Annotated in this window: 18 protein-coding genes; 13 read left to right on the top strand and 5 right to left on the bottom strand. The window is 73.1% G+C overall.

All coding sequences use genetic code 11. From position 1 onward, the window contains the following. Window positions 1–61 precede the first annotated feature (61 nt). Window positions 62–1,528, bottom strand: a complete 1,467-nt coding sequence (locus tag KBX06_RS11000) for an NAD-dependent malic enzyme (RefSeq protein WP_210834363.1) — start codon at window positions 1,526–1,528, stop codon at window positions 62–64. A 175-nt stretch (window positions 1,529–1,703) separates the two neighbouring features. Between KBX06_RS11000 and hflX the strand changes: the two genes are divergently transcribed. Continuing rightward, window positions 1,704–3,155 (top strand): GTPase HflX, encoded by a 1,452-nt coding sequence (hflX, locus tag KBX06_RS10995; protein ID WP_210834362.1) that lies wholly within the window; start codon window positions 1,704–1,706, stop codon window positions 3,153–3,155. 50 nt (window positions 3,156–3,205) lie between these two features. Then, complete coding sequence (locus KBX06_RS10990; protein WP_210834361.1) at window positions 3,206–4,966, top strand: hypothetical protein; 1,761 nt, start codon at window positions 3,206–3,208, stop codon at window positions 4,964–4,966. Between the two features lie 149 nt (window positions 4,967–5,115). Here the strand turns inward: KBX06_RS10990 and lexA are convergent, their stop codons facing one another. Next, on the bottom strand, window positions 5,116–5,898 hold the full coding sequence (lexA, locus tag KBX06_RS10985; protein ID WP_121395974.1) for a transcriptional repressor LexA: 783 nt from the start codon (window positions 5,896–5,898) through the stop codon (window positions 5,116–5,118). A 582-nt stretch (window positions 5,899–6,480) separates the two neighbouring features. Here lexA and nrdR point away from each other — a divergent pair. The 5 genes from nrdR to KBX06_RS10955 all read left to right on the top strand — a co-directional run bounded on the left by nrdR (window position 6,481) and on the right by KBX06_RS10955 (window position 12,094). Continuing rightward, window positions 6,481–6,981, top strand: coding sequence for a transcriptional regulator NrdR (nrdR, locus tag KBX06_RS10980; RefSeq protein ID WP_210834360.1), 501 nt, complete (start codon window positions 6,481–6,483; stop codon window positions 6,979–6,981). 68 nt (window positions 6,982–7,049) lie between these two features. After that, complete coding sequence (locus tag KBX06_RS10975) at window positions 7,050–9,929, top strand: vitamin B12-dependent ribonucleotide reductase (RefSeq protein WP_210834359.1); 2,880 nt, start codon at window positions 7,050–7,052, stop codon at window positions 9,927–9,929. An 807-nt stretch (window positions 9,930–10,736) separates the two neighbouring features. After that, window positions 10,737–10,955 carry a hypothetical protein gene (locus KBX06_RS10965; RefSeq protein WP_210834358.1) on the top strand — a complete coding sequence of 73 codons (219 nt, stop codon included), beginning with the start codon at window positions 10,737–10,739 and terminating at the stop codon, window positions 10,953–10,955. Then, window positions 10,943–11,134 carry a hypothetical protein gene (locus tag KBX06_RS10960; RefSeq protein ID WP_247685627.1) on the top strand — a complete coding sequence of 64 codons (192 nt, stop codon included), beginning with the start codon at window positions 10,943–10,945 and terminating at the stop codon, window positions 11,132–11,134. Before KBX06_RS10965 ends, KBX06_RS10960 begins: the two co-directional genes overlap by 13 nt. Window positions 11,135–11,158: 24 nt before the next feature. Then, entirely contained in the window at window positions 11,159–12,094 is a 936-nt protein-coding gene (locus tag KBX06_RS10955) for a DUF2332 domain-containing protein (protein WP_210834356.1), read from the top strand. 47 nt (window positions 12,095–12,141) lie between these two features. Here KBX06_RS10955 and KBX06_RS10950 read toward each other — a convergent pair whose 3' ends face one another. Continuing rightward, window positions 12,142–12,459 carry a TraR/DksA family transcriptional regulator gene (locus tag KBX06_RS10950; RefSeq protein ID WP_210834355.1) on the bottom strand — a complete coding sequence of 106 codons (318 nt, stop codon included), beginning with the start codon at window positions 12,457–12,459 and terminating at the stop codon, window positions 12,142–12,144. A gap of 416 nt (window positions 12,460–12,875) precedes the next feature. Continuing rightward, window positions 12,876–14,147: an MFS transporter gene (locus tag KBX06_RS10945; protein WP_210834354.1), complete on the bottom strand. Its 1,272-nt coding sequence runs from the start codon at window positions 14,145–14,147 to the stop codon at window positions 12,876–12,878. Between the two features lie 183 nt (window positions 14,148–14,330). Here KBX06_RS10945 and KBX06_RS10940 point away from each other — a divergent pair, with 183 nt between their 5' ends. From KBX06_RS10940 to KBX06_RS10930, 3 genes are all read left to right on the top strand, one after another. Beyond that, window positions 14,331–14,573, top strand: a complete 243-nt coding sequence (locus KBX06_RS10940) for a DUF5522 domain-containing protein (RefSeq protein WP_210834353.1) — start codon at window positions 14,331–14,333, stop codon at window positions 14,571–14,573. A 40-nt stretch (window positions 14,574–14,613) separates the two neighbouring features. Then, complete coding sequence (locus tag KBX06_RS10935) at window positions 14,614–17,544, top strand: BTAD domain-containing putative transcriptional regulator (protein WP_210834352.1); 2,931 nt, start codon at window positions 14,614–14,616, stop codon at window positions 17,542–17,544. Window positions 17,545–17,709: 165 nt separating this feature from the next. Next, window positions 17,710–18,612: an NlpC/P60 family protein gene (locus tag KBX06_RS10930; RefSeq protein WP_210834351.1), complete on the top strand. Its 903-nt coding sequence runs from the start codon at window positions 17,710–17,712 to the stop codon at window positions 18,610–18,612. Window positions 18,613–18,772: 160 nt separating this feature from the next. On the opposite strand, the gene KBX06_RS10925 is transcribed toward KBX06_RS10930, so the two are convergent. Next, a complete protein-coding gene (locus KBX06_RS10925) occupies window positions 18,773–19,459 on the bottom strand; it encodes a metal-dependent transcriptional regulator (RefSeq protein WP_210834350.1) in 687 nt (228 codons plus the stop codon). Between the two features lie 97 nt (window positions 19,460–19,556). Between KBX06_RS10925 and KBX06_RS10920 the strand changes: the two genes are divergently transcribed. The 3 genes from KBX06_RS10920 to KBX06_RS10910 all read left to right on the top strand — a co-directional run bounded on the left by KBX06_RS10920 (window position 19,557) and on the right by KBX06_RS10910 (window position 24,262). Beyond that, entirely contained in the window at window positions 19,557–20,414 is an 858-nt protein-coding gene (locus KBX06_RS10920; RefSeq protein ID WP_210834349.1) for a sulfurtransferase, read from the top strand. Between the two features lie 84 nt (window positions 20,415–20,498). Beyond that, the gene (locus KBX06_RS10915) at window positions 20,499–21,680 is read left to right on the top strand and encodes an acetoin utilization protein AcuC (RefSeq protein ID WP_210834348.1); all 1,182 of its coding nucleotides are present in this window, start codon (window positions 20,499–20,501) and stop codon (window positions 21,678–21,680) included. Between the two features lie 26 nt (window positions 21,681–21,706). Then, window positions 21,707–24,262 (top strand): bifunctional GNAT family N-acetyltransferase/acetate--CoA ligase family protein, encoded by a 2,556-nt coding sequence (locus KBX06_RS10910; RefSeq protein ID WP_210834347.1) that lies wholly within the window; start codon window positions 21,707–21,709, stop codon window positions 24,260–24,262. Window positions 24,263–24,310 lie beyond the last annotated feature (48 nt).

Raw genomic sequence — 24,310 nt, 5'->3', positions numbered from 1 at the left:
CCGTCGACGATCAAGGGGCCGGGCGGGGCGGGCGCCACGCAGTCCTGACGTGGATCTGGTGTCAGGGGGTGGCGCTGGCTCCGGCGGCGATCTCGGGGAGGTCGGCGGGGCCCGGGTCGGCGGCGGGGGACGGGGTCGGGTTCTGGGCGGCGGCGCGGACCGCCGCGGCGACCGCCGGGGAGACCCTCGAGTCGAAGACGCTGGGCACGATCACCGTCGGGTTGATCTTGTCTTCGCCGACCACGTCCGCGATGGCCCGGGCCGCCGCGATCGCCATCTCCTCGGTGAACTCCTCGGCGTGCGCGTCCAGCATGCCCCGGAAGACGCCCGGGAAGGCGAGCACGTTGTTGATCTGGTTCGGCTGGTCGGAGCGGCCGGTGGCGACCACGGCGGCGTACCTGCGCGCCTCCCGCGGGTCGACCTCCGGGTCCGGGTTCGCCAGCGCGAAGACGATCGAGTCCTTGGCCATCGTGGCGATGTCGTCGCCGCTGAGCAGGTTCGGCGCGCTCACCCCGATGAAGACGTCCGCGCCGCGTACCGCCCCGGCCAGGTCGCCGGAGTAGTTCTCCCGGTTGGTGTTCTCGGCCAGCCACTGCCAGGCCGGGTTGAGCCCGCTCTGGCCGCGGTGCAGGGCGCCCTGCCGGTCGTACGCGATGATGTCGCCGACGCCCTGGCGCAGCAGCAGCTTCATGATCGCGGTGCCGGCCGCGCCCGCCCCCGAGACCACGACCCGGACGTCCGCGAGCTGCTTGCCCACGACGCGCAGCGCGTTGGTCAGCGCGGCCAGCACGCAGATCGCGGTGCCGTGCTGGTCGTCGTGGAAGACCGGGATGTCCAGCGCCTCGCGCAGCCGCGCCTCGATCTCGAAGCAGCGCGGCGCGGCGATGTCCTCCAGGTTGATCCCGCCGTACGCCGGGGCGATGGCCTTGACGATCTGCACGATCTCGTCGGTGTCCTGGGTGTCGAGCACCACCGGCCAGGCGTCCACCCCGCCGAAGCGCTTGAACAGCGCCGCCTTGCCCTCCATCACCGGCAGCGACGCCGCCGGCCCGAGGTTGCCCAGGCCCAGCACGGCGGAGCCGTCGCTGACCACGGCGACGGTGTTGCGCTTGATGGTCAGCCGGCGGGCGTCGGCCGGGTTCTCCGCGATCGCCATGCACACCCGCGCCACCCCCGGGGTGTACGCCCGCGACAGCTCGTCACGGTTGCGCAGCGCCACCTTCGAGCTGACCTCGATCTTCCCGCCGAGGTGCAGCAGGAAGGTGCGGTCGGAGACCTTGCGCACGTCCACGCCGTCCAGCGCGGTCAACGCGTCGACCACCTGGTCGGCATGGCTGGCGTCGGCGGTGTCGCAGGTCAGGTCGACGAGCACGTGGGTCGGGTCGGAGTCCACCACGTCGAGCGCGGTGACGATCGCTCCGGCCTCACCCACGGAGGTGGTCAGCCGGCCGATCGAGGACGCGTCCGCCGGCACGGCGATCCGCATCGTGATCGAGAATCCGGCACTGGGAAGTCGGGTGATGGCCACGGGGTCCCTCCGTCGACGCTGAACGGCTCGCCCCGCATTTCTACTCGCCCCGGCCGGCCCCTCCGGCATCCGCCCCCACTTTTGTGGCCCGGCCAGGCGGGCATATAGCGGGTGCGTTCCGCGTTGGCACATGTCAGGATTGCTCGGTACGTGACAGAACGGACAGGAGACCGGCTTGCACAACCAGGAGACCCTACTTCCCTACGAGGACGACGAGCCCGACGCCACCACCGGTGAGCTCGAGCTGTCGGAGCGGCAGGCGCTGCGGCGGGTCCCCGGCCTCTCCACCGAGCTCGCCGACATCACCGAGGTCGAGTACCGCCAGCTGCGCCTGGAGCGCGTCGTCCTGGTCGGCGTCTGGACCGAGGGCTCGCAGAACGACGCCGAGAACTCCCTCACCGAGTTGGCCGCGCTCGCGGAGACCGCCGGCTCACAGGTGCTCGAAGGGCTGATCCAGCGGCGCAACCGCCCCGACCCCGCCACCTACGTCGGCCGGGGCAAGGTCGACGACCTCGGCGCGGTCGTGCTCGCCACCGGCGCCGACACGGTGATCTGCGACGGTGAGCTGTCGCCGTCGCAGCTGCGCAACCTGGAGCAGCGCACCAAGGTCAAGGTGGTCGACCGCACCGCGCTGATCCTCGACATCTTCGCCCAGCACGCCAAGAGCAAGGAGGGCAAGGCGCAGGTCGAGCTCGCCCAGCTCGAATACCTGCTGCCGCGCCTGCGCGGTTGGGGTGAGACCCTCTCGCGGCAGACCGGTGGTAGCGGTCGCGGCGGCGGTGCCGGCGGCGGCGTGGGTCTGCGTGGCCCCGGTGAGACGAAGCTGGAGACCGACCGGCGCCGGATCCGCCACCGCATCTCCCGGCTGCGCCGCGAGATCAAGGGCATGCGGACCGTACGCCAGACCAAGCGCGCCCGGCGTTCGCGCAACGCCGTACCGGCCGTGGCCATCGCCGGCTACACCAACGCCGGCAAGTCGAGCCTGCTCAACCGGTTGACCGGGGCGGGCGTGCTGGTGGAGAACGCGCTCTTCGCGACCCTCGACCCGACCACCCGCAAGGCCACCACGGCCGACGGGCGGCTCTACACCCTCTCCGACACGGTGGGGTTCGTCCGGCACCTGCCGCACCAGATCGTCGAGGCGTTCCGCTCGACGCTGGAGGAGGTCGCCGAGGCCGACCTGGTGGTGCACGTCGTCGACGGCACCCATCCGGACCCGGAGGAGCAGGTCCGGGCGGTCCACGAGGTGCTCTCCGAGGTGGGCGCCGACCGGCTGCCCGAGCTGCTGGTGGTCAACAAGACCGACGCGGCCGACGAGGAGACGCTGCTGCGGCTCAAGCGGCTCTGGCCGGAGGCGGTCTTCGTCTCCGCACACACCGGCCGCGGGATCGACGGGCTGCGCGAGGCAGTCGAGTCGCGGCTGCCCCGCCCGGCCGTGGAGGTCCGCGCGGTGCTGCCGTACGACCGGGGCGACCTGGTGGCCCGGGTGCACCGTCAGGGCGAGGTACTGAGCACCTCCCACCTGCCGGAAGGCACCCTGGTGCACGTACGCGTCGGCGAGGCGCTCGCCGCCGAGCTGGCGCCGTTCCGGGTGGAGGAGGACCGGGCGGTCGCGGGCGCGCGATGACGGCTCCCGGCGTCACGCGCCCGAAACCACCGGCGTGCGACACTGACTGAATGCGCCGCGCTGTTTCTTCGGTCACGGTCGTCCTCGGCTTGCTGGGGGCGACCGTGGCGTGTACGGGGGTCGCCCTGGCGGCGGCACCGGCCTCGGCCGCGTCCCCGCTCACGGCCGCTGCGGGTAAGAAGCGGTGCACCGTCACCGACGAGCGGCTGCGGGAGCTGTCGGGCCTGGTGGCCACCAAGAGCGGCTACATCGTGATCAACGACGGCACCGAGGTGGAGAGCCGCAAGCGGGTCTTCTTCCTCGACGCCAAGTGCGGCATCTCGAAGGAGCCGGTCCGCTACTCGGGCAGGGGCCCGTTCGACACCGAGGATCTGGCGCTCTCCCCGGACGGCGCCACCCTCTGGATCGCCGACACCGGCGACAACGTCACCAGTCGGGAGCGCCGCGAGCGGGTGGCGCTGTGGAGCATGCCGGTCGACGGGTCCAAGCGGCCGGTGCTGCACCGCCTCTCCTACCCGGAGGGCAAGCCGCACGACGCCGAGGCGCTGCTGATCGGTGACGACGGCAACCCGTTGATCATCACGAAGGTGATGTCCGGCAAGGCCCAGATCTTCTCCCCCGCCGAGAAGATGAAGAGCGGGGACACCCCGGCCGTGCCGATGAAGAAGGTCGGCGAGATCAGCCTGCCGGAGACCGACACGGACAACCGGCTCGGCGCTCCCGGTCGGGTGGCGATCACCGGCGCGGCCCGGTCACCGGACGGCTCCCGGGTCGTGGTGCGCACCTACGCCGACGCCTTCGAGTACGACGTGACCGACGGGAACGTCGTGGCGGCCCTCACCGGCGGCAAGCCCCGGGTGACGCCGCTCGCCGACCCGTTCGGCGAGGCGATCACCTACAGCCCCGACGGCAAGACCCTCCTCACCGTCTCGGACGGCGGCCAGCTCGACGAGGACGCCCCGATCGACATCCTCGCCTACACCCCCTCCACGCAGGGCGCGAAAGCGGTGGCCGGCGAGGACGACGCGCCGAAGAAGGCCGGCCAGTCCTGGGTCGACGGCCTCAGCCTGAGCGACATCACCTACCTGATCGCCGCCGTGGGGGTGATCGGCGCGCTGATGGTGGCGGCCGGTGTCTTCGGCATCCTCAGGGCCCGGCGCAAGCCGGCGCCTGCCCGCGGCGACGACGGTCCGGACCGCGACGACGTCCTCGCCGACGACCGGCGTGGGCCGGCGGACGACGACTTCGCTCCGCCGGGCGACCGGGGGCGCGGCGTCTACGGCGGTGCGCCGGCGGGGGCGGTCTACGGCGGCCCTGCCGGTGGGCGCGGCGGCCGTCCGCCGGCCGGCGGCGGGGGGCACGGCGGCCGTCCGCCGGCCGGCGGCGGGGGGCACGGCGGTGCCCGTCCGGCTGGTGGCGGTGTCTACGGCGGAGCCCGTACGGCTGCCGGCGGCGGTGTCTACGGCGGCGGACGTCCGCCCGTCGACGGGCCGCCGCCCGGCCTGGGCGGGCCGCCACCCGCTGGTCGCCGCCAGGGCGGCGGACGCCAGGGCGACGGCGCGGGTGACCGGCAGGGCGGCGGTGGCGGACGCCAGGGGGGCGGTCGCCCCGGTGGCGGTGTCTACGGTGGCGGGAGTCAGCCGGGCGGTGGCGGCTACGGTGGTGGCCGGGCGGAGCCGCCGCGTCGGGGCGGCGAGCCGGATCCCCGCGGCCAGCGGCCGGTCCGCCGACGTGACGATGGCCCCGAGGACGGTCGTGGCTACGGGCACGTGCCCGGAGGCGGCCGGGGCTACCGGGGCGATCGCTACTGAATCCCGCCGGACCGACGGCCGTGCGGGACTGACGTGCCGAGCGCACGGCACCGCGTGGACGGCCGGTGCGGGATGCCCGTGCGGGTCGAGGAGCGCAGGGGCGCCAAACCGGGTGACCGCCGGCGGCGGCCACCCGGAGTGGTGGCGGATCAGATGCGGCGCAGCACCGCGACGACCCGGCCCATGATGGTGGCGTCGTCGCCGGGGATCGGGTCGAAGGCCGGGTTCTGCGGCATGAGCCAGACGTGCCCGTCGCGGCGGCGGTAGGTCTTCACGGTCGCCTCGCCGTCGAGCATGGCGGCGACGATGTCACCGGCCTCGGCCGTCGGCTGCTGCCGGACCACGACCCAGTCGCCGTCGCAGATCGCCGCGTCCAGCATCGAGTCGCCCTTGACCTGGAGCATGAAGACCTCGCCCTCACCCACCAGCTCGCGGGGGAGGGGGAAGATGTCCTCCACGGCCTGCTCGGCCAGGATCGGGCCACCGGCCGCGATCCGGCCCAGCATCGGCACGTAGGCCGGGGCGGGGCGCTGCGAACGGGCCAGTTCCTCGTCGACGTCGGCGGGGGCCCGGACGTCCACGGCCCGCGGCCGGTTGGGGTCGCGGCGCAGGAAGCCCTTCTTCTCCAGCTCCTTGAGCTGGTAGGCGACGCTGGACGGCGAGACCAGGCCGACGGCCTCGCCGATCTCGCGCACGCTCGGCGGGTAGCCGTGCCGCTCGACCCAGGTGCGGATGAACTCCAGGATCCGGCGCTGCCGGGCGGTGAGATCCACCGTCGCGGGGTCGGGGAAGGCGCTGACCACCGGGGTGACCGGGCGCACGGCGGGCTGCCCGGTCCGGCTGCGCGCGGCGCCCCGGCGTCGAGTGGCCGGCGGTCCCGCCTCGGTGATCTGCTGCGGGCTCTTCGGCCGGCTGGCCCGATCCTCGGTCACGTCCGTCCTCCCTGGTCGGCGCTGGGTGCCCTGGCGGCTCGTGGTGCGTGCGGTGGTGCGAGTGGTGCGCGGCGCGAGCTGACCGGTGGACGGAGGTTTCCGCGCCGGTTCTTCAAGACCGTATAGGTGAGATCGGCCATTTTCAAACATCTGTACGACCTTGCTCGGCGTGTCGGGATGAAGAACCGGTCCGCTCGTACTCGTGTTCTGATAGATGATACGTCGGATCGAACGGGTGTTCGACTCCTGTCCGTTCGCCGGTCGGTTCGCCTCGGTCGGGCCGGTAACCCTCGGGGGTGCCGGACGGTTGGTCCTGCGGCGGGCGGCGCTGCCGGTCGACCCCGGAATCCGGTGACGCGCCGGACACGCCGGCCAACTTGACCTCCGATCCGCAGCGGCCTACGGTCGACCCCTAGATGTAGTAGTCACATGGGCGTAAGTCGCCTACAGGTTGGGTTCGACTACCGACCGCACTCCGGCACCGTCGACACGGCGAAGACCATCGACAGATGGCTCCGCCGCGCTGACGCGTGCCCGCGAAGCGGTCGGCGGGCCCGCGATCGATGAAGGAGGTCGGGTGCGATGCGGTGTCCGTACTGCCGACACGCCGACTCCCGGGTGGTCGACTCGCGGGAGGCCGACGACGGCCAGTTGATCCGCCGGCGGCGGTCCTGCCCGGAGTGCGGCAAGCGGTTCACCACGGTGGAGGAGGCGGTCCTCGCGGTCGTCAAGCGCAGCGGGGTCACCGAGCCGTTCAGCCGTACGAAGATCGTCGGCGGGGTACGCAAGGCGTGCCAGGGCCGGCCCGTGGACGACGACTCGCTCGCGCTGCTCGCGCAGAAGGTCGAGGAGACCGTCCGGGCCAAGGGGGCCGCCGAGATCCCCAGCCACGAGGTGGGGCTGGCCATCCTGGGCCCGCTGCGGGACCTGGACGAGGTGGCCTACATGCGGTTCGCCAGCGTCTACCGGTCGTTCGACTCGCTCGCCGACTTCGAGCGCGAGATCGAGACGCTGCGGGCCGCCGCGCGTGCCCGGGCGGGCGCCGGGGCCGACGCGGCCGAGGCCGCCGGCCGTACCAGTTGAATTTTCTTTGCAGGTGACGACAGTCGGATCGGGCGGCGGGTGGCCGCGCGGACGAGGGGGCGGATGAGATGTCGGGGGATGGCGTGACAACCAGCAGGGCACGGAACAAGGCCGGCGCGGGACTCAAGATCGAGCGGGTCTGGACGACCGAGGGTGTGCATCCCTACGACGAGGTCGCCTGGGAGCGCCGTGACGTCGTCATGACGAACTGGCGGGACGGCTCGGTCAACTTCGAGCAGCGCGGCGTCGAGTTCCCGGAGTCGTGGAGCGTCAACGCGGCGAACATCGTGACCACCAAGTACTTCCGGGGCGCCGTGGGCACCCCGGAGCGGGAGTGGTCGCTGCGGCAGCTGATCGACCGGGTGGTCACCACCTACCGCACCGCCGGTGAGGAGTACGGCTACTTCGCCGGCCCGGCCGACGCCGAGATCTTCGCCCACGAGCTGACCTGGATGCTGCTGCACCAGGTGTTCAGCTTCAACTCGCCCGTCTGGTTCAACGTCGGCACGCCCTCGCCCCAGCAGGTCTCGGCGTGCTTCATCCTGGCCGTCGACGACTCGATGGACTCCATCCTGGACTGGTACAAGGAGGAGGGGCTGATCTTCAAGGGCGGCTCCGGCTCCGGCGTGAACCTGTCCAGGATCCGTTCCTCCCGCGAGCTGCTCTCCTCCGGCGGCAACGCCTCCGGCCCGGTCAGCTTCATGCGCGGCGCGGACGCCTCCGCCGGCACCATCAAGTCCGGCGGCGCCACCCGGCGCGCGGCGAAGATGGTCATCCTCGACGTGGACCACCCGGACATCCAGGAGTTCGTGGTGACCAAGGCGCGCGAGGAGGACAAGATCCGCGCGCTGCGCGACGCCGGGTTCGACATGGACCTCGGCGGCGCCGACATCGTCAGCGTGCAGTACCAGAACGCCAACAACTCCGTCCGGGTCTCCGACGAGTTCATGACCGCCGTGGAGAACGGCGGCGGCTTCGACCTGCGCGGCCGGCTCGACGGCGCGGTGATCGAGACCATCGACGCGAAGAACCTGTTCCGCACCATCTCCCACGCCGCCTGGGAGTGCGCCGACCCCGGCCTGCAGTACGACGACACCATCAACGACTGGCACACCTGCCCGGAGACCGGGCGGATCACCGCGTCGAACCCGTGCTCGGAGTACCTGCACCTGGACAACTCCTCGTGCAACCTGGCCTCCCTGAACCTGATGAAGTTCCTGCGTGCCGACGGCGGCTTCGAGGTGGAGAAGTTCGTCCGGTCCGTCGAGTTCGTCATCACCGCCATGGACATCTCGATCTGCTTCGCGGACTTCCCGACCGAGAAGATCGGCGAGACCACCCGCGCCTACCGGCAGCTCGGCATCGGCTACGCCAACCTCGGCGCCCTGCTGATGGCCTCCGGCCTGCCCTACGACTCGGAGCAGGGCCGCTCGGTGGCCGCGTCGATCACCTCGCTGATGACCGGCACCGCGTACCGCCGCTCGGCCGAGCTGGCCGGCGTCGTCGGCGCGTACGACGGCTACGCCCGCAACGCCGAGCCGCACAAGCGGGTCATGCGCAAGCACGCCGCCGCCAACGACGAGATCAAGCCGACCAGCACCGTGGCCACCGCGATCGTCCGCGAGGCGACGAAGCAGTGGACCCAGGGCAACAAGATCGGTGACAAGTTCGGCTGGCGCAACTCGCAGGCCAGCGTGCTCGCGCCGACCGGCACCATCGGCCTGATGATGGACTGCGACACCACCGGTGTCGAGCCGGACCTGGCGCTGGTCAAGTTCAAGAAGCTGGTCGGCGGCGGCTCGATGCAGATCGTCAACCAGACCGTGCCGCGCGCCCTGCGCAGCCTCGGCTACCCCGAGGAGCAGGTCGAGGCGATCGTGGAGCACATCGCCGACCACGGCCACGTGGTCGACGCCCCCGGCCTGAAGCCGGAGCACTACCCGGTCTTCGACTGCGCGATGGGCGAGCGCTCGATCGCCCCGATGGGCCACGTACGGATGATGGCGGCCGTCCAGCCGTTCATCTCCGGCGCCATCTCCAAGACGGTCAACATGCCGGAGCAGGCGACCGTCGAGGACGTCGAGAAGATCTACTTCGAGGGCTGGAAGCTGGGCCTCAAGGCGCTGGCGATCTACCGCGACAACTGCAAGGTCGGCCAGCCGCTGTCGGTCGCCAAGCCCAACAAGGCCGTCGCGACCACGGAGGCCCCGGCCGAGGTGGAGAAGGTCGTCGAGAAGGTCGTCGAGTACCGCCCGGTGCGCAAGCGGCTGCCGAAGAAGCGCCCGTCGCAGACGGTCAGCTTCTCCGTCGGCGGCGCCGAGGGCTACCTCACCGCCTCGTCCTACCCGGACGACGGCCTCGGCGAGGTCTTCCTGAAGATGTCGAAGCAGGGCTCGACCCTGGCCGGCGTGATGGACGCCTTCTCGGTGGCCATCTCCATCGGTCTCCAGTACGGCGTCCCGCTGGAGACGTACGTCAGCAAGTTCACCAACATGCGCTTCGAGCCGGCCGGCATGACCGACGACCCGGACGTGCGGATGGCCGCCTCGGTGATGGACTACATCTTCCGTCGCCTGGCACTGGACTTCCTGCCGTACGAGCGCCGCGCGGAACTGGGCATCTTCACCGCCAGCGAGCGGGCCGCCCAGCTCCGGGCCGAGGCGGAGGCGGAGGCGAGCGGTGCGGACCTCACCGCGATGGCCTCCTCCGCCCCGGTCGTGTCGCCGGCCGAGCCGAAGACCGGCCCGGTCGCCCAGCCGGCCCAGGAGATGGCCGACGTCGCCGCCGCCACGCCGGCGCCGTCCGTGGGTTCCAGCACCGAGCTGCTGGAGACCGTGATCGGCAAGGCCGCCGACGCGCCGCTCTGCTTCACCTGCGGTACGAAGATGCGCCCGGCCGGTAGCTGCTACGTCTGCGAGGGCTGCGGCTCCACCAGCGGTTGCAGCTGACGTACGAGTAGTTCACGGTGGGTCGGCAGGTATCTGCCGGCCCACCGTGCTCGTTGCTGGACGCCTGGCTTCCTGTGCCCGAGGGGTTAGCGCGCCGAATCGGATCCATTGCGCCTCGACTGGGACGTGACAGATGCGGTCGGCACCAAGCAGGACATCGGCGACGACGGCAGAGGGCTCGTTCGCAGCATCACGGCCGGAACCCAGAGCGCAGTTGTCGCGACGTCGGCGCCAGCTACCTTCGCGATGTGCCTGGACGTCGCCGTGTCCGCGCGCGGCGCCTCGTCAGCGGTCCTCGTCGCCGTCGGTCGGGCGGGGCGGGCGATTGTGCCGGGCCCACTCGTCCACCTCGTCCGCGTCCCAGACGGTCGTCCCGATCAAGCGGGCGATGGGTTCCGGGAAGCCAGGCCTACGGGTGATCTGTAGGACCCGCTGACGCGACACGCCGAACAGGGCTGCCAACTCGCCAGGCCCGTACAAGCGCGGTCGCTTCACGACCTGAAAGTAAGTGCGACATTCTCTTGGCTATTGTCACTTACAGATTGACAACCCCCAAGGAGGTGGTGTGTGGTGTAGCGGGGCCTGCTGGTGACAGTGGGACGACGGATCGCCGGGAGGTCACATGCCCAAGCGCGTGTCGTACGACGGCTATCTGCTGGCCGTGGCGCTCACCCTGGCCCGTCGGCACCGCCCGGTCTGGTCCTGGCGACAGTGGCGTCGCCTCTGTCGTTGCGGTGCGGAGTTGCCCTGTCGGGCCCGGCATCGTGCCCCGATAGGCCGAGGCCACTGGCCGGGGGAGGAGGACTCATGACCACCCACGGCCCCGTCCTGCCCCTGTGGACCTGCGGCGGCTGCGACGCCCCTTGGCCGTGCGGGACGCGACGCAGGGAACTGCACGCCGAGTTCGAGGGCGCACCGGTGTCGCTGTCCCTCTACATGGGGTCCTACCTGGTCTGGGCCGCCGAGGACCTGACCTGGGTGCCCGCCGGGCTGCTGCACCGGCGCTTCCTGGGATGGGTGCGGTGAGCGTCATCCGGCGCGGCGACGAGCGCTTCCACTACAGCGACGGCTCGCACAAGTGGATCCCGCCGGACCCGGACTACGACCAGGAAGCCTGGGACGCGATGGTGCGGCAGCACCAGCTCCAGCACCTGGAGGAGATCTCGGCACGCCGGGAACCGCGTCGCGGGGGGCGGACGACGTGAGGCGTCGACTGCGACCATCGGAACATGACAATCGCTGAGAGCTACGTCGAGTTCGGCGATCGGGAGGCGCGCGGCGTGTCGCCCGCGTACGAGCGCCTGTCCCTCGCCGTCTCCCGCGACGACGAACTGCTGGCCCTGCTCGCCGCGCTCCCGCCGGCCAGGCGGCAGCCGAACCTGCTGTTCGGCGTCGTACGACTGCTCGGCGGGCCGGTCGACGACCCGGCGGCCTTCCGCGACTTCGCGCTGGCGAACTGGCCGGCGATCGAGGCGGAACTGCGCAACCGCGCGACTCAGACGAACGAGCCCGGGCGGTGTGCCGTACTGCTGCCGGTGCTCGCCGCGTTGCCGCAGCCGCTGGCGCTGCTGGAGGTCGGCGCGTCCGCCGGGCTCTGCCTCTACCCCGACCGGTACGCCTACCGCTACGGCGACCACGCGCTCGGCGCGGGCGAGCCGGTCCTCGAATGCGCGGCCACCGGACTGGCCCCGCCGGACCGGCTACCGGAGGTGGTGTGGCGGGCCGGCCTGGACCTGAATCCGCTGCGGGTGAGCGATCCGGCGGACGTCGCGTGGCTCGACGCCCTCATCTGGCCGGAGCACGCGCACCGCCGCGCCCGGCTCCGGGCCGCCGCGGCCGTCGCCGCGTCCGACCCGCCGCTGCTCGCGCGCGGCGACCTGGTGGACGACCTGCCCGCGCTGGCCGCGCGGGCGCCGGCGGGCGCGACGCTGGTGGTGTTCCACACCTCCGTGCTCTACCAGGTGCCGGCACCGCGCCGGGCGGCGTTCGCCGACGTGGTACGCCGTCTGCCCGGCCACTGGCTGTCCAACGAGTCCCCGGACGTGGTGCCCCACGACGCGCTGCCCGAGCCGCCGGACGAGGCGCTGCACAACGTGCTCGCGCTGGACGGGCGGCCCCTGGCCTGGACCCGCCCGCACGGCCAGGCGATGAGCTGGTTCGGCTGACCGGACGGGCTGCCGTGCCGTCCTCCGGCACGGCAGCCCGCGTACGGTCAGTGCTGCTTCTGCTGGCAGGGCACGCAGAAACGGGCGTGCGACAGCACCTCCAGGCGCTCCCGGGGGATCGCGGCGGAACACCGCTCGCAGATGCCGTAGCGGCCCTCGGCGAGGCGGCGCAGCGCCCCACTGATCTGGTCGATGCTCTGCCGGGTGGCGGCGATCAGCGCGCTCTGGGTGTGCGCCTCGCCCGGGTCGCCGGTGTCGGCGGTGAGCTGCGTGAGCCGGACGGTCTGCGCCTCGAAGTCGTTGGTCAGTGTCGTGCGCAGGTCGTCGAGCCACTTCTGCTCGCTGGACTGGGTGGGCGTGGTCATGGCGTAGCTCCTTCTCCGGGAAAAAGAAAAAGGGCCGAAGCTGGATAGCTTCGCCCTGGTGGCCGTTCGCGAGAGTTGCGACCGGTCCACGGAGGGCTACGTCCGGCGGGGCTCGGCAGTCGGGAGGCGACCGAGCCGGCGCACGACGGCGCGACCGCGGATCGCACCACCCGGGTCGCCACGTTCACCCGCAGGGCACACCGGCAGGCAGCAGCGGGCGCCGCCGTCACCACGACGGCGGTGTTGCTCTGCTGACCGGTCGAACACATGCAGCCACCATAGGCCGGGTGGAGCGGAAAGCCAACGTGCTTCCGTGCGCACGGGGCCGGCCCGGTGCCCGGGGTCATCCGGCCGGGACGTGCGGCCTGGTCGGCCGCCGACGGGCCCCGTCCGGAGCCAGTTCTGCCGTCGGCCGGTCAGGTCGCCGGCATGTCCCGCATCCGTCGCAGCGGGGAGAGGACGACGAAGAGCGCGGCGCTCCACGTGCCGAGCACGCAGATCCACAGCGCCGGCCGCAGCCCGAACTGGCTGGCGAGCGTGCCGCCGGTGAGCGCGCCCAACGGGATCACGCCGAAGCAGACCCAGAGGAACGCCGCGTTCACCCGGCCCAGCAGGGCCGGCGGCGTGATCCGCTGCCGGTACGTCAGGGTGGCCACGTTGTAGAGCACCACGTTGGCGGAGAACGCGGCCAGGCCGACGCCGTAGAGCAGCACCCCCCAGCCGGGCCGGGCCAGGGGCATGAGCAGGTAGAGCGGGCCCGGGGCGGCCATCGCCACCCAGATCACCCGGGCCGAGCCGAGCCACGCGGTCAACCGGTCGGCCAGCGCGCCGACCACGAGGCCGCCCACGGCGCTCACCGAGAAGACCAGCCCGACCAGCGCCGGCGTGGCGTGCAGCTCCTCGAGCAGGAAGACCACCTCGATGGAGCCGGACGCCATGACGAAGAAGTTCGTGATGGTGGTGCAGGCGAGGATGCTGCGCAGGATCGGCTGACGCCGGATGAACCCCAGCCCCTCGGTCATCTCCACCCGCAGCGGCACCCGCTCGCGCCGGGGCGCGGGCCCGGCCGGCGCCTGCCGGATCAGCAGCAGGGTCAACCCGCTCACGGCGAAGGCCAGGCCGGTGACGACGAAGGTCCTCGCGGCGCCGACGAGCCCGACCAGCACGCCGCCGATCGTCGGGCCGACCAGCTCGGCGGAGTCCTGGCTGACGGTGATCTTCGCGTTGGCGTCCCCGAGCCGGTCCGGTGGCACCAGCCGCGGCACCATGCTCTTGTGGGCCACGGTGAACAGGACGGTGAGTACGCCCGAGAGCCCGACCACCGCGTACAGGAAGGCGAGGGTGAGCCGGCCGGTCAGGGCGACCACCGGCACCGACAGCAGCAGCGCGGCCCGGCCCAGGTCGCAGGCGACCATCAGCCGCCGCTGGTCGACCCGGTCGGCGAGGACCCCGGCCGGCAGGGAGAAGATCAGGTACGGCAGCCAGGCGAGCGCGGTCAGCAGCGCGACCTGGAAGACGCTGGCGTCGAGCGTGCCGACGGCGAGCAGCGGCACCGCCACGCTGGAGACCCGGGTGCCCAGCTCGCTGACCGTCTGCCCGGCCAGGAGCAGCCCGAAGTTGCGGCTGCGCAGCAGCGAGGGCCGTTTCGGGGCGGCACCTTCGACCGGCCTGGCCGCCTGTTGCGTCACGCCGGGCTTTCGCTGCGGGCCGGTGACCGCCGTGGGGAGGCCCGCGACCTGGTGGGATCCGACGCGGCTCGCGGGCGCCCGGCCCGTCCGTGGTCCATCCGGTCAGCCTGCCGGCCCCGCCCGGATCGACGCCACTGGTTATCCGATCCCCGCACCGGCGTCGCGCGTGCCTAGACTGCGCCGGTGACCGGAGAGCGACGACCGCTGGCGGACCGGCCGCTGACCGAGCCGCACCCGTCCCGGCTGCCGCCGGAGCATCCGGACCGGGAGCGGATCCGTGCCGCGCACGCCGCCGCCCTGGCCGCCGGGGAGGCGGGCTACCTCGACCCCGCCACCGGTCTGTTCGTACTCAGCGCGGGTTTCCTGGCCCGGCGCGGCACGTGTTGCGGACGCGGCTGCCGACACTGCCCGTACGTCGACGACTGACTCCCCACAGCAGTTGCCGTGGGGCGGTAACCTGCGGCCGATGGTTGATGATGATGAATACGCATTCCGCATCCTCGGCCCGGTGCAGGTCCACGCCACCACCCACCAGGTGACATTCTCCCGCCGGCAGCAGCGGGACCTGCTCGCCCTGCTCCTGCTGCGCGCCGACCGTGTCATCCCGGTGGGGCACATCGTGGACGCGATGTGGGGCGAGGCCGTCCCGCGTACCGCCGGCACGCAGGTCAAGAACATGGTCTCCAGGTTGCGGGCCGTCCTGTCCGACGACCGGCAGCCACTGGCCACCGTCGAGTGGCAGCCGGCGGGCTACCGGCTGCGGATCCGGCACGGCCGCCTCGACCTCGCCGACTTCAACATCCTGGTGGCCCGCGCCCGCGTCGCCGCACCCCTGGAGGCCGTCCCGTTGCTGCGGGAAGCCATGCGGCTGTGGCGGGGCAGCCAGGCGCTCGCCGGGGTACGGGCGAACTACGTCAGTGACGCCCGGGTGCACCTCGACGAACGGCGTACCGACGCGTTGGAGGCACTGTTCGACGCGGAACTCGCCTGCGCGAACCACTCGACGATCGTCTCCGAGCTGACCGAGGCGGTGGCGCAGCATCCCACCCACGAGGGGCTGATCGCCCAACTGATGACCGCCCTCTACCGCAGCGGGCGGACCTCGGACGCGCTCGACGCGTACCGGCGGGCCCGTCGGGTACTGATCGACAACTATGCTCTGGAGCCCAGCCCTCGCCTGCGGGACCTGGAACGACGTGTCCTGCTTGGGGACCCGGTGCTGGACGCGCCGGCCCCGCCCACCGCACGGCCCACCCTGACCGTTGGCCGGCCGGGTCGTGGCGAGCCCGCGACCCCGCCCCCCGGGGCACCGGCTCCCGGCCGATGCGCCGAGCTGGGCAGCGGGCCGGTGGCACCGGACAGGCCGGTGCCCGCCCAGTTGCCGCTTGGCGTCCGTAACTTCACCGGCCGGGAGGACGAACTGGCCGACCTGGACGTGTTGCTCGACGACCCTGCGTCGACCACTGCGGTGATCTCCACGTTGGTGGGAGGCGCGGGCGTGGGCAAGACCGCGCTGGCCCTGCACTGGGCACACCGGGTCGCCGCCCGATTTCCCGACGGCCAGCTCTACGTGAACCTGCGTGGCTTCGAGGCCGATGCCGACCCGATGAGCCCGGCCGAGGCTCTCCAGGGGTTTTTCGAGGCGTTCGCCGTTCCGCCGCACCGGATTCCGGCTGGCGTGCCGGCCCAGGCGGCGCTCTACCGCAGCCTGCTCGCCGGACGACGAGTCCTGGTGGTACTCGACAACGCCGCCGGCGTCGACCAGGTCCGTCCGCTGCTGCCCGCCGCCCCCGGCTGCCTCGTCCTCGTGACCAGCCGTGACCGGCTGACCAGCCTGGTGGTCGCCGAGGGCGCCCATCCGGTCACCGTTCACCTGCTGACGACGCGGGAGGCTTACCGGCTGCTCTCCGCCCGTCTCGGTGCCGCGCGCGTCGACCGGCAGGCCCACGCGGTCGACGCGCTCGTCGTCCGCTGCGCCCGACTGCCGCTGGCGCTCGCCGTGGTCGCCGCACGTGCGGCGTTACGGCCGCGGCTCCCGCTGGCCGCGATAGCTGAACAACTGGAGCGGTTGGGGCCGTTGGAATCGTTGAGTTCCGTCGACTCCGGTGTCGACGTACGGGCCGTCTTCTCCTGGTCCTACAACCGGCTCACACCGGGGGCCGCACGACTGTTTCGATGGCTCGGCCTGCACTCCGGTTCGGAGGTCACGGCCGCCGTGGCGGCGAGCCTGCTCGGCCAACCGCTGGACGCGGTGCGCGCGCCCCTGGCCGAACTCGTCGACGCCCACCTGGCCGAGGAGTGCGCTCCGGGCAGGGTCGTGCTGCACGATCTGCTGCGGAGCTACGCGGCTGAACTGAGCGCGGCGATCGATCCGCCGTCGGCACGGCGAGCAGCGGTGGGCCGGCTGCTGGACCACTACCTGTACACCGGCGACGCCGCGGCCGGACAACTGCATCCGCACCGGTACCGGATCCTGCTGCCGCCGCTGGACCCCGACGTGACCGTCGCGCCGGTCCCCGACCGTGGGCAGGCCCTCGCCTGGTTCGATCGGGAACGCCACCTTCTGGTGCAGGCGGTGGAACAGGCCGCCGCCACCGACCGCGGCGAGTACACCTGGCGGCTGGCGACCACGATCGGGATCTTCGTGGCCCGCCGGGGACGCTGGGACGACTGGATCGGCGCCCTGCGCACCGCGCTGGCCACGGCGGAGCGACTCGATGACCCGGTCGGGCGAGCACACGCCCACAGTGGACTGGGGCTGGTCCGCAGCCGGCTGGGGGACAACGAGGACGCCCACCGCCACCTCGCGGAGGCGCTCGCGCTGTTCGACGGGCTCGGCGACACCTTGGGGCTGGCCTACACCCACCTGCGGATGTGTGCCGTCTGCGATGGCCTGTCCCGGCCCGGGGACTCCCTCACGCACGCGCGACTGGCCCATGACCTGTTCGTCGCCGAGGACCACGCCGCCGGTCGCGCGCAGGCGTTGAACAATCTCGGCTGGTACCTCGCCGAGCAGGGCGCGTACCGTGAGGCTGCCGACCGGTGTGCCGAGTCGGTGGCCCTGCACCAAAGGCTCGGCGACCGGCAGGGTGCCGCGCATGCCCTCGACAGCCTCGGCTACGTCCACCACCGGCTCGGCGAGCTCACCCGGGCGGCCACCTACTACGCGCAGTCGGCCCAGGTGCTGCGGGAGACCGGCGACCTGTCCCACGCGGCGTTCGCGCTGGTCCATCTCGGCGACGTCCGCGAGTCGGCGCAGGATGTGCCCGGGGCCCGCGCCGCGTGGTCCACCGCGCTGCGGCTGTTCGTCGAGTTGTGTCATCCGGAGGGCGACCGGGTAGCGGCCAAGCTGCGCGGTGTCGGTGGCCCGACCGCGGAGACCGGTGGGCACGGCTGACCCGCTTCGCCGGGTGCCACCTGTGTGAGCGGGTGCGCGATCGGTCGTGTGCCACCTGTGTACCGGTTGGCCTCATGTTGTCGGGGCGAGGGCACCGTGCCCTCGGGCGCCGGGTGGATCTGCCCGTTCGCCGCCGGGCAAGTCCGTCGACGAAAGGCACACATCATGACAGCACTACGTCGTGTGGTCGCGGTGGCCGTGATCGCGCTGCTGGGCCTGGCCCTGCCGGCCACCGCTGCCCATGCCGACTACACCTTCTATCGCACCTCGCCCCACGTCGGTGCCTGCTGGAACAAGGTCAACGCGTACGGCGGCGTGTACCAGGTGACCAACAACCTGCTCAACGGTACGTCCGGCACCCACACGGTCCGGGTCGACGTCCACCGACCCGGGGTCGGGCTGATGTCCTCGCAGACCTACAGCGCGGCTGCCGGCGTGTGGAAGTCGGGGGCGGTCGCCAACGTCGGCATCTACCACAACGACGCGTACCGGGTGTACCTCAACGGCACCAAGATCCTTGACCTGGCCGCCGTCGGGTTCCCGCACTACATGCAGAACTGCCCGACGGCCATGTCGCCGTCGACGAAGGTTCGACTGGCGATCAGCTACGGCATGGCCCAGCTCGACGCGCTCTACGTCGGCTGTGCCGCGGGCACCTACCGGATGGGCACCGTGGCCCCGACGACGCTCTACCACAACGGCACCACCTGCGGGCAGAGCCGGGTGTACAAGCAGCCGGCCGGCACGGTCGGCTACGACTGCTCGGGTCTGATCTACAAGATGTTCCAGCACGCTGGCGTGTACTTCCCGTGGAGCAGTTCCAGCGCGATGAAGAGCGGAGTGCCGCAGGTCGCCAAGTCCCAGATCCGCGTCGGCGACCTGCTGGTCAAGAACGGCCACGTGGCGATGTACCTCGGTGACGGCGACGGTGACGGCGTCCCGTCGGTGCTGGAGGCGACTCCCAAGTGGCAGAACCCCGACGGCTCGTGGACCGGGGTGGTGATCAGTGACGCCAGGCCGTACCTGAACAGTTCCTCCTACACCGCGCACCGCGTCTCCGGCACCTGAGCCGTCCGGGCACCTCGAAACGGTCCCGCCCAGCCGAGCCGGCTGGGCGGGACCGCCCGGCGCCGGCCTTCGATCCGCTTCCTGCGCCCGGAACGTTCGGCAGAGTGTGCAAGATCGCGGTGCCGTGGCGGGTGCGGCACCGTCGTGGGGGGAGCGAGGGTCAGTGGGCGGCGACGAAGACGCGGGAGGCGACCTCGCGGGGCAGCCTGATGCGGTCGCCGGAGCGGTCGATCGACACCCCGTCGCGCTCCTGCGCCACCATCACGGTGGCACCCGGGTCGACACCGGCGGCGTGCAGTTGCCGGAGCACGTCCGCGTCGGTCTGCACGCTCTCGCAGATGCGTCGCACCACGACCGGCCCCGACAGGCCGGGGAACGCCAGGTTGCGCTCACCCTCGACCGGGGCGGCGGTCGTCTGCTCGGGCCTGCCCAGCTCGTCCAGCCCGGGGATCGGGTTGCCGTAGGGGGAGCGGGTCGGCCGGTTGAGCAGGTCGTAGACCCGCTTCTCGACGGCGTCGCTCATCACGTGCTCCCAGCGGCAGGCCTCCTCGTGGGCCTCCTCGTAGGGCATCCCGATCACGTTGACCAGCAGCAACTCGGCGAGCCGGTGCTTGCGCATCACGGACACGGCGCTGTTGCGGCCGAGCGGGGTGAGCGTCAGGTGCCGGTCGCCCTCGACGGTCAGCAGCCCGTCGCGCTCCATCCGGGCGACGGTCTGGCTGACCGTGGGGCCGCTCTGCCGCAACCGCTCGGCGATCCGTGCACGCAGCGGCGGCACCCCCTCCTCCTCCAGCTCGAGGATGGTGCGCAGGTACATCTCGGTCGTGTCGACCAGATCATGCTTCACGTCAGCGGACCTCCGGCCCACGATGCTACCTGGCGGTTCGCCGAACACCCCTCGGCGAACCGCCAGGTCCGTGCCGGAATGGTGTTGACTGGACGCCATGTCCGCAATCGAGGATCTGTTGGTGGAGGCCGATCGGCTCGCGGTCGAACTCGGCCAGGCCGACCCGCCCACGCTGCTCGACGTCCGCTGGCGGCTCGTCGGCCCGCCGGGCCGGGACGACTACGCCGCCGGTCACCTGCCCGGCGCGGTCTTCGTCGACCTGGACACCGCGCTCTGCGGCCCGCCCGGCCCCGCCGGCCGCCACCCGCTGCCCGACCCCGCCGCGCTCCAGGCCGCGCTGCGGGCCGCCGGCGTGCGCGGCGGTCGGCCGGTGGTGGTGTACGACGGCGGCGACGGCATGGCCGCCGCCCGCGCCTGGTGGACGCTGCGCTGGGCGGGCCACCGGCCGGTACGGCTGCTGCACGGTGGCTTCCCGGCGTGGCTGGCCGCCGGGCTGCCCACCAGCACGACGGTGCCGAACCCGCAGCCGGGCGACGTCGAGGTGCGTCCCGGCGCGCTGCCGGTGCTCGACGCGGGGAAGGCGGCCCGGCTGGCCGCGGCCGGCGAGGGTGTCCTGCTCGACGTGCGCGCCGCGCCCCGCTACCGGGGCGAGACCGAGCCGGTCGACCCGGTCGCGGGGCACGTCCCCGGCGCGGTTAACCTGCCCGCCGGCGAGTACGTCGCCGAGGGCCGCTTTCCCGCCGTCGAGGCGCTGGGGGCGCGCTTCGCCGCCGCCGGAGTGGGCGACGGCCGGCCGGTGGGGGCGTACTGCGGTTCGGGGGTGACCGCCGCGCAGGCCGTGTTGGCGCTGCACCTGGCCGGCCGGCCGGACGCGGCCCTCTACGTCGGGTCGTGGAGCAACTGGGTCGCCGACCCGGACCGCCCGGTGGCGACGGGGCCGACCCCGGCCGGCTGAGCGAGGAACGCGCGCCGGGCCGACACCGGCGGCTGAGCAGCGCGTGCGCGGGGCGCGTGCGGGTGCGCGTGCGACGATGGGGGCATGTCCGACGACACGGTGGTGGTGTGGGACGAGTCCCTGCTCGCCTACGACATGGGGGACCATCCCCTCGACCCGGTACGGGTGGAGCTGACCTTCGCCCTGGCCCGGGAGTTGGGTGTCCTGGCGCGTCCCGGGGTGCGGCTGGTCAAGCCGGAGCCGGCCGACGACGCGCTGCTGGCCCGGGTGCACGACCCGCGCTACCTCGCCGCGGTGAAGGTCGCCCCCCGCGACCCGCTCTTCGCCGGCTTCGGGCTGGGCACCTCGGACAATCCGGTCTTCGAGGGGATGCACGAGTCCAGCGCGCTGGTCGCCGGCGCCACGGTGGCGGCGGCCGAGGCGGTCTGGCGGGGCGAGGCCCGGCGGGCGGTCAACGTGGCCGGCGGCCTGCACCACGCCATGCCGGGCCGGGCCGCCGGGTTCTGCGTCTACAACGATCCGGCGGTAGCCATCGCCCGCCTGCTCGACCTGGGCGCCGAGCGGGTCGCGTACGTGGACGTGGACGTGCACCACGGCGACGGGGTGCAGCAGGTCTTCTGGAACGACCCGCGGGTGCTCACGGTCAGCGTGCACGAGACACCGCTGGCGCTCTTCCCGGGCACCGGCTTCCCCGACGAGACGGGCGGGCCGGGTGCCGAGGGCAGCGCCGTCAACCTTCCGCTGCCGCCCGGTGTCGACGACGCCGGCTGGCAGCGCGCCTTCCACGCGGTGGTGCCGTCGGTGCTGCGTGCGTTCCGGCCGCAGGTGCTGGTGACGCAGTGCGGGGCCGACGGGCACCGGCTCGACCCGCTCGCCGACCTGAACCTCTCCGTGGACGGGCAGCGCGCCACCTACCTGGCCCTGCGGGCGCTCGCCGACGAGCTGTGCGAGGGCCGGTGGGTGGCCACCGGCGGCGGCGGGTACGCCCTCGTCGAGGTGGTGCCCCGGGCCTGGACGCACCTGCTCGCGGTGGCGGCCGGGGAGCCGATCGACCCCGCGACGCTGACCCCGCCGGTCTGGCGGGAGCTGGCCGCCGCGCGCCGGCCGGGCCGGCAGGTCCCGCTGCGGATGACCGACGACGTCGACCCGGCGTACGAGCCGTGGCAGCCGACGGGCGAGCCGAGCGCGGTGGACCGGGCCATCGCGGCGGCCCGCAAGACCGCCTTCCCGCTGTTCGGACTCGACCCGCACGACCCGCGCGACTGATCCGGCGGGCGGAAGGGACCGCAGAGGTGACCACGGTGGAACAGCCGGTGGACGTGCTGCTCAGCGACGGCACCACCGTGCAGCTGCGGCCGATCCGTCCGTCGGACGGGCCGGGCGTCGTGGCGATGCACTCCCGCTTCTCGGAGCGCACCCGCTACCTGCGGTACTTCTCGCCGTACCCGCGGATTCCCGAGCGGGACCTGCACCGCTTCGTCAACGTCGACCACCGCGACCGGGAGGCGTTCGTGGTGCTGGTCGGCGAGCGGATCGTCGCCGTCGGCCGCTACGAGCGGCTCGGCCCCCGGGCGCCGGACGCCGAGGTGGCGTTCGTGGTCGAGGACGCCCACCAGGGCCGGGGCATCGGCTCGGTGCTGCTGGAGCACCTGGCCGACGCGGCCCGCCGCAACGACATCGCCAACTTCGTGGCCGAGGTGCTCCCGGCCAACGGCGCGATGCTGCGGGTCTTCTCCGACTTCGGCTACCAGGTCCAGCGGCAGTTCGCCGACGGCGTGGTGCACCTGACGTTCCCGATCGCCCCCACCGACGCGACGCTTCAGGTGCAGCGCGGCCGGGAGCACCGCACCGAGGCCCGCTCCGTCGCCCGGCTGCTCGCCCCGCGGGGCGTCGCCGTCTACGGCGCCAGCGCCACCGGGCAGGGCGTCGGCGCGGCGGTCCTCGGGCACCTGCGCGACGGCGGCTACCCCGGCGCGGTGGTCCCGGTGCACCCGGTTGCGGCGACGGTCGCCGGGCTGCCCGCGTACCCCTCGGCCGCCGATGCCGGCGTGCCGGTCGACCTGGCCGTGGTGGCGGTCCCGCCGGAGGCGGCGACGGAGGTGGTCGCCGACGCGGCCGCGGCGGGCGCGCACGGCCTGGTGGTCATCTCGGCGGGCTTCGCCGAGGCCGGCGGCGAGGGCGCGGTCGCGCAGCGCGCGCTGGTCCGCGCGGCGCACGCGGCGGGCATGCGCGTGGTCGGCCCGAACTGCCTGGGGGTGGCCAACACCGACCCGGCCGTACGCCTCAACGCCACCCTCGCCCCCCGGCTGCCGGCGCCCGGCCGGGTGGGCATCTTCAGCCAGTCCGGCGCGTTCGGGGTGGCGCTGCTGGCCGAGGCCGACCGGCGCGGGCTGGGGCTGTCCAGCTTCGTCTCGGCCGGCAACCGGGCCGACGTCTCCGGCAACGACCTGCTCCAGTACTGGCAGGACGACCCCGGCACCGACGTGATCATGTTGTACCTGGAGACCTTCGGAAACCCGCGCAAGTTCGCCCGGCTGGCCCGCCGCATCGGCCGGGACAAGCCCGTCGTGGCGCTGGCGTCGCCGGCCCGGCCGCCCGGGGTGGGCGACTCGACAGGCCCGGACGAGGTGGCGGTCGCCGCACTGTTCGCCCACTCCGGCGTCATCCGGGTGGACACCGTCGCGGAGCTGCTCGACGTCGGGGTGCTGCTGGCCCACCAGCCGCTGCCCGCCGGGCCGCGCGTCGGCGTGGTCGGCAACTCCTCGGCGCTGACGGGTCTGGCGGCCACCGCCTGCGCCGCACAGGGGCTCACCGTCGCCACCGGCTATCCGCGCGACGTCGGCCCGCGCGCCGGTGCCGCCGAGTTCGCCGCGGCGCTCGCCGCGACGGGCGCCGACGACGAGGTGGACGCGCTGGTGGTGGTGTTCGCCCCGCCGCTGCCCGGCCAGCTCACCGACCCGGAGTCCGACTTCACGGCCGCGCTGCCGAGCGCGTCCGCCGCCGGCAAGCCGGCCGTGGCGACGTTCCTGGTCGGCCGGGCGCCCGCCGGGGTGCCGGCGTACCCGAGCGTGGAGGAGTCCGTCCGCGCCCTCGCCCGGGTCGCCGCGTACGCCGACTGGCTGCGCCGGCCCGCCGGGGTGCCGCCGGAACTGCCCGGGATGGACCGGGAGGCGGCGCACGTCGCCCTGCGCCCGGAGGCACTCGACGCGACGGGACTGCTCGCGGCGTACGGCATCGACATGGTCGAGTCGGTGCCGGCGCGTTCCGCCGCGGAAGCCGCCGAGGCGGCGGCGCGGCTGGGTTTCCCGGTGGCCCTCAAGGCCGCCGCCCCCGGCCTGCGGCACCGCCTCGACCTCGGCGCGGTCCGGCTCGACCTGCCCGACGCGGCCACGGTCCACCGCGCGTACGCCGAGATGTCGGCCCTCTTCGGCGCGGACGTCCTGGTGCAGCCGATGGTCCCGCCCGGGGTGGCCTGCGTGGTCGAGCTGGTGGAGGACCCGGCGTTCGGCCCGGTGGTGGGCTTCGGGCTGGGCGGCGTCGCCACCGAACTGCTCGGCGACCGGGCCTGGCGGGCGGTGCCGCTGACCGACCTGGACGCCGCCGAGCTGGTCGACGAGCCCCGGGCGGCGCCGCTGCTGCGCGGGCACCGGGGCGCGGCGCCGGTGGACCGGGCGGCCCTGGCGGACCTGCTGCTGCGGGTGGGCCGGCTCGCCGACGAACAGCCCCGGGTCCGCGCGCTGACCCTCAACCCGGTGCTCGCCCGCCCCGACGGCATCTCGGTGCTGCACGCCACCGTCCGGGTCGGCTCCGCCGTGGCCCGCCCCGACACCGGCCCCCGCCGCCTGTAAGGAAGGGCCCCTTCCTAACGTCTGGGGTATAGGAAGGGGCCCTTCCTA

The organism is Micromonospora sp. C31, from assembly GCF_018070575.1.
Classification (GTDB): Bacteria; Actinomycetota; Actinomycetes; order Mycobacteriales; family Micromonosporaceae; genus Micromonospora.
Note: the sequence above shows the minus strand (reverse complement) of the source record. Positions and strands in the feature narration are given on the sequence as shown.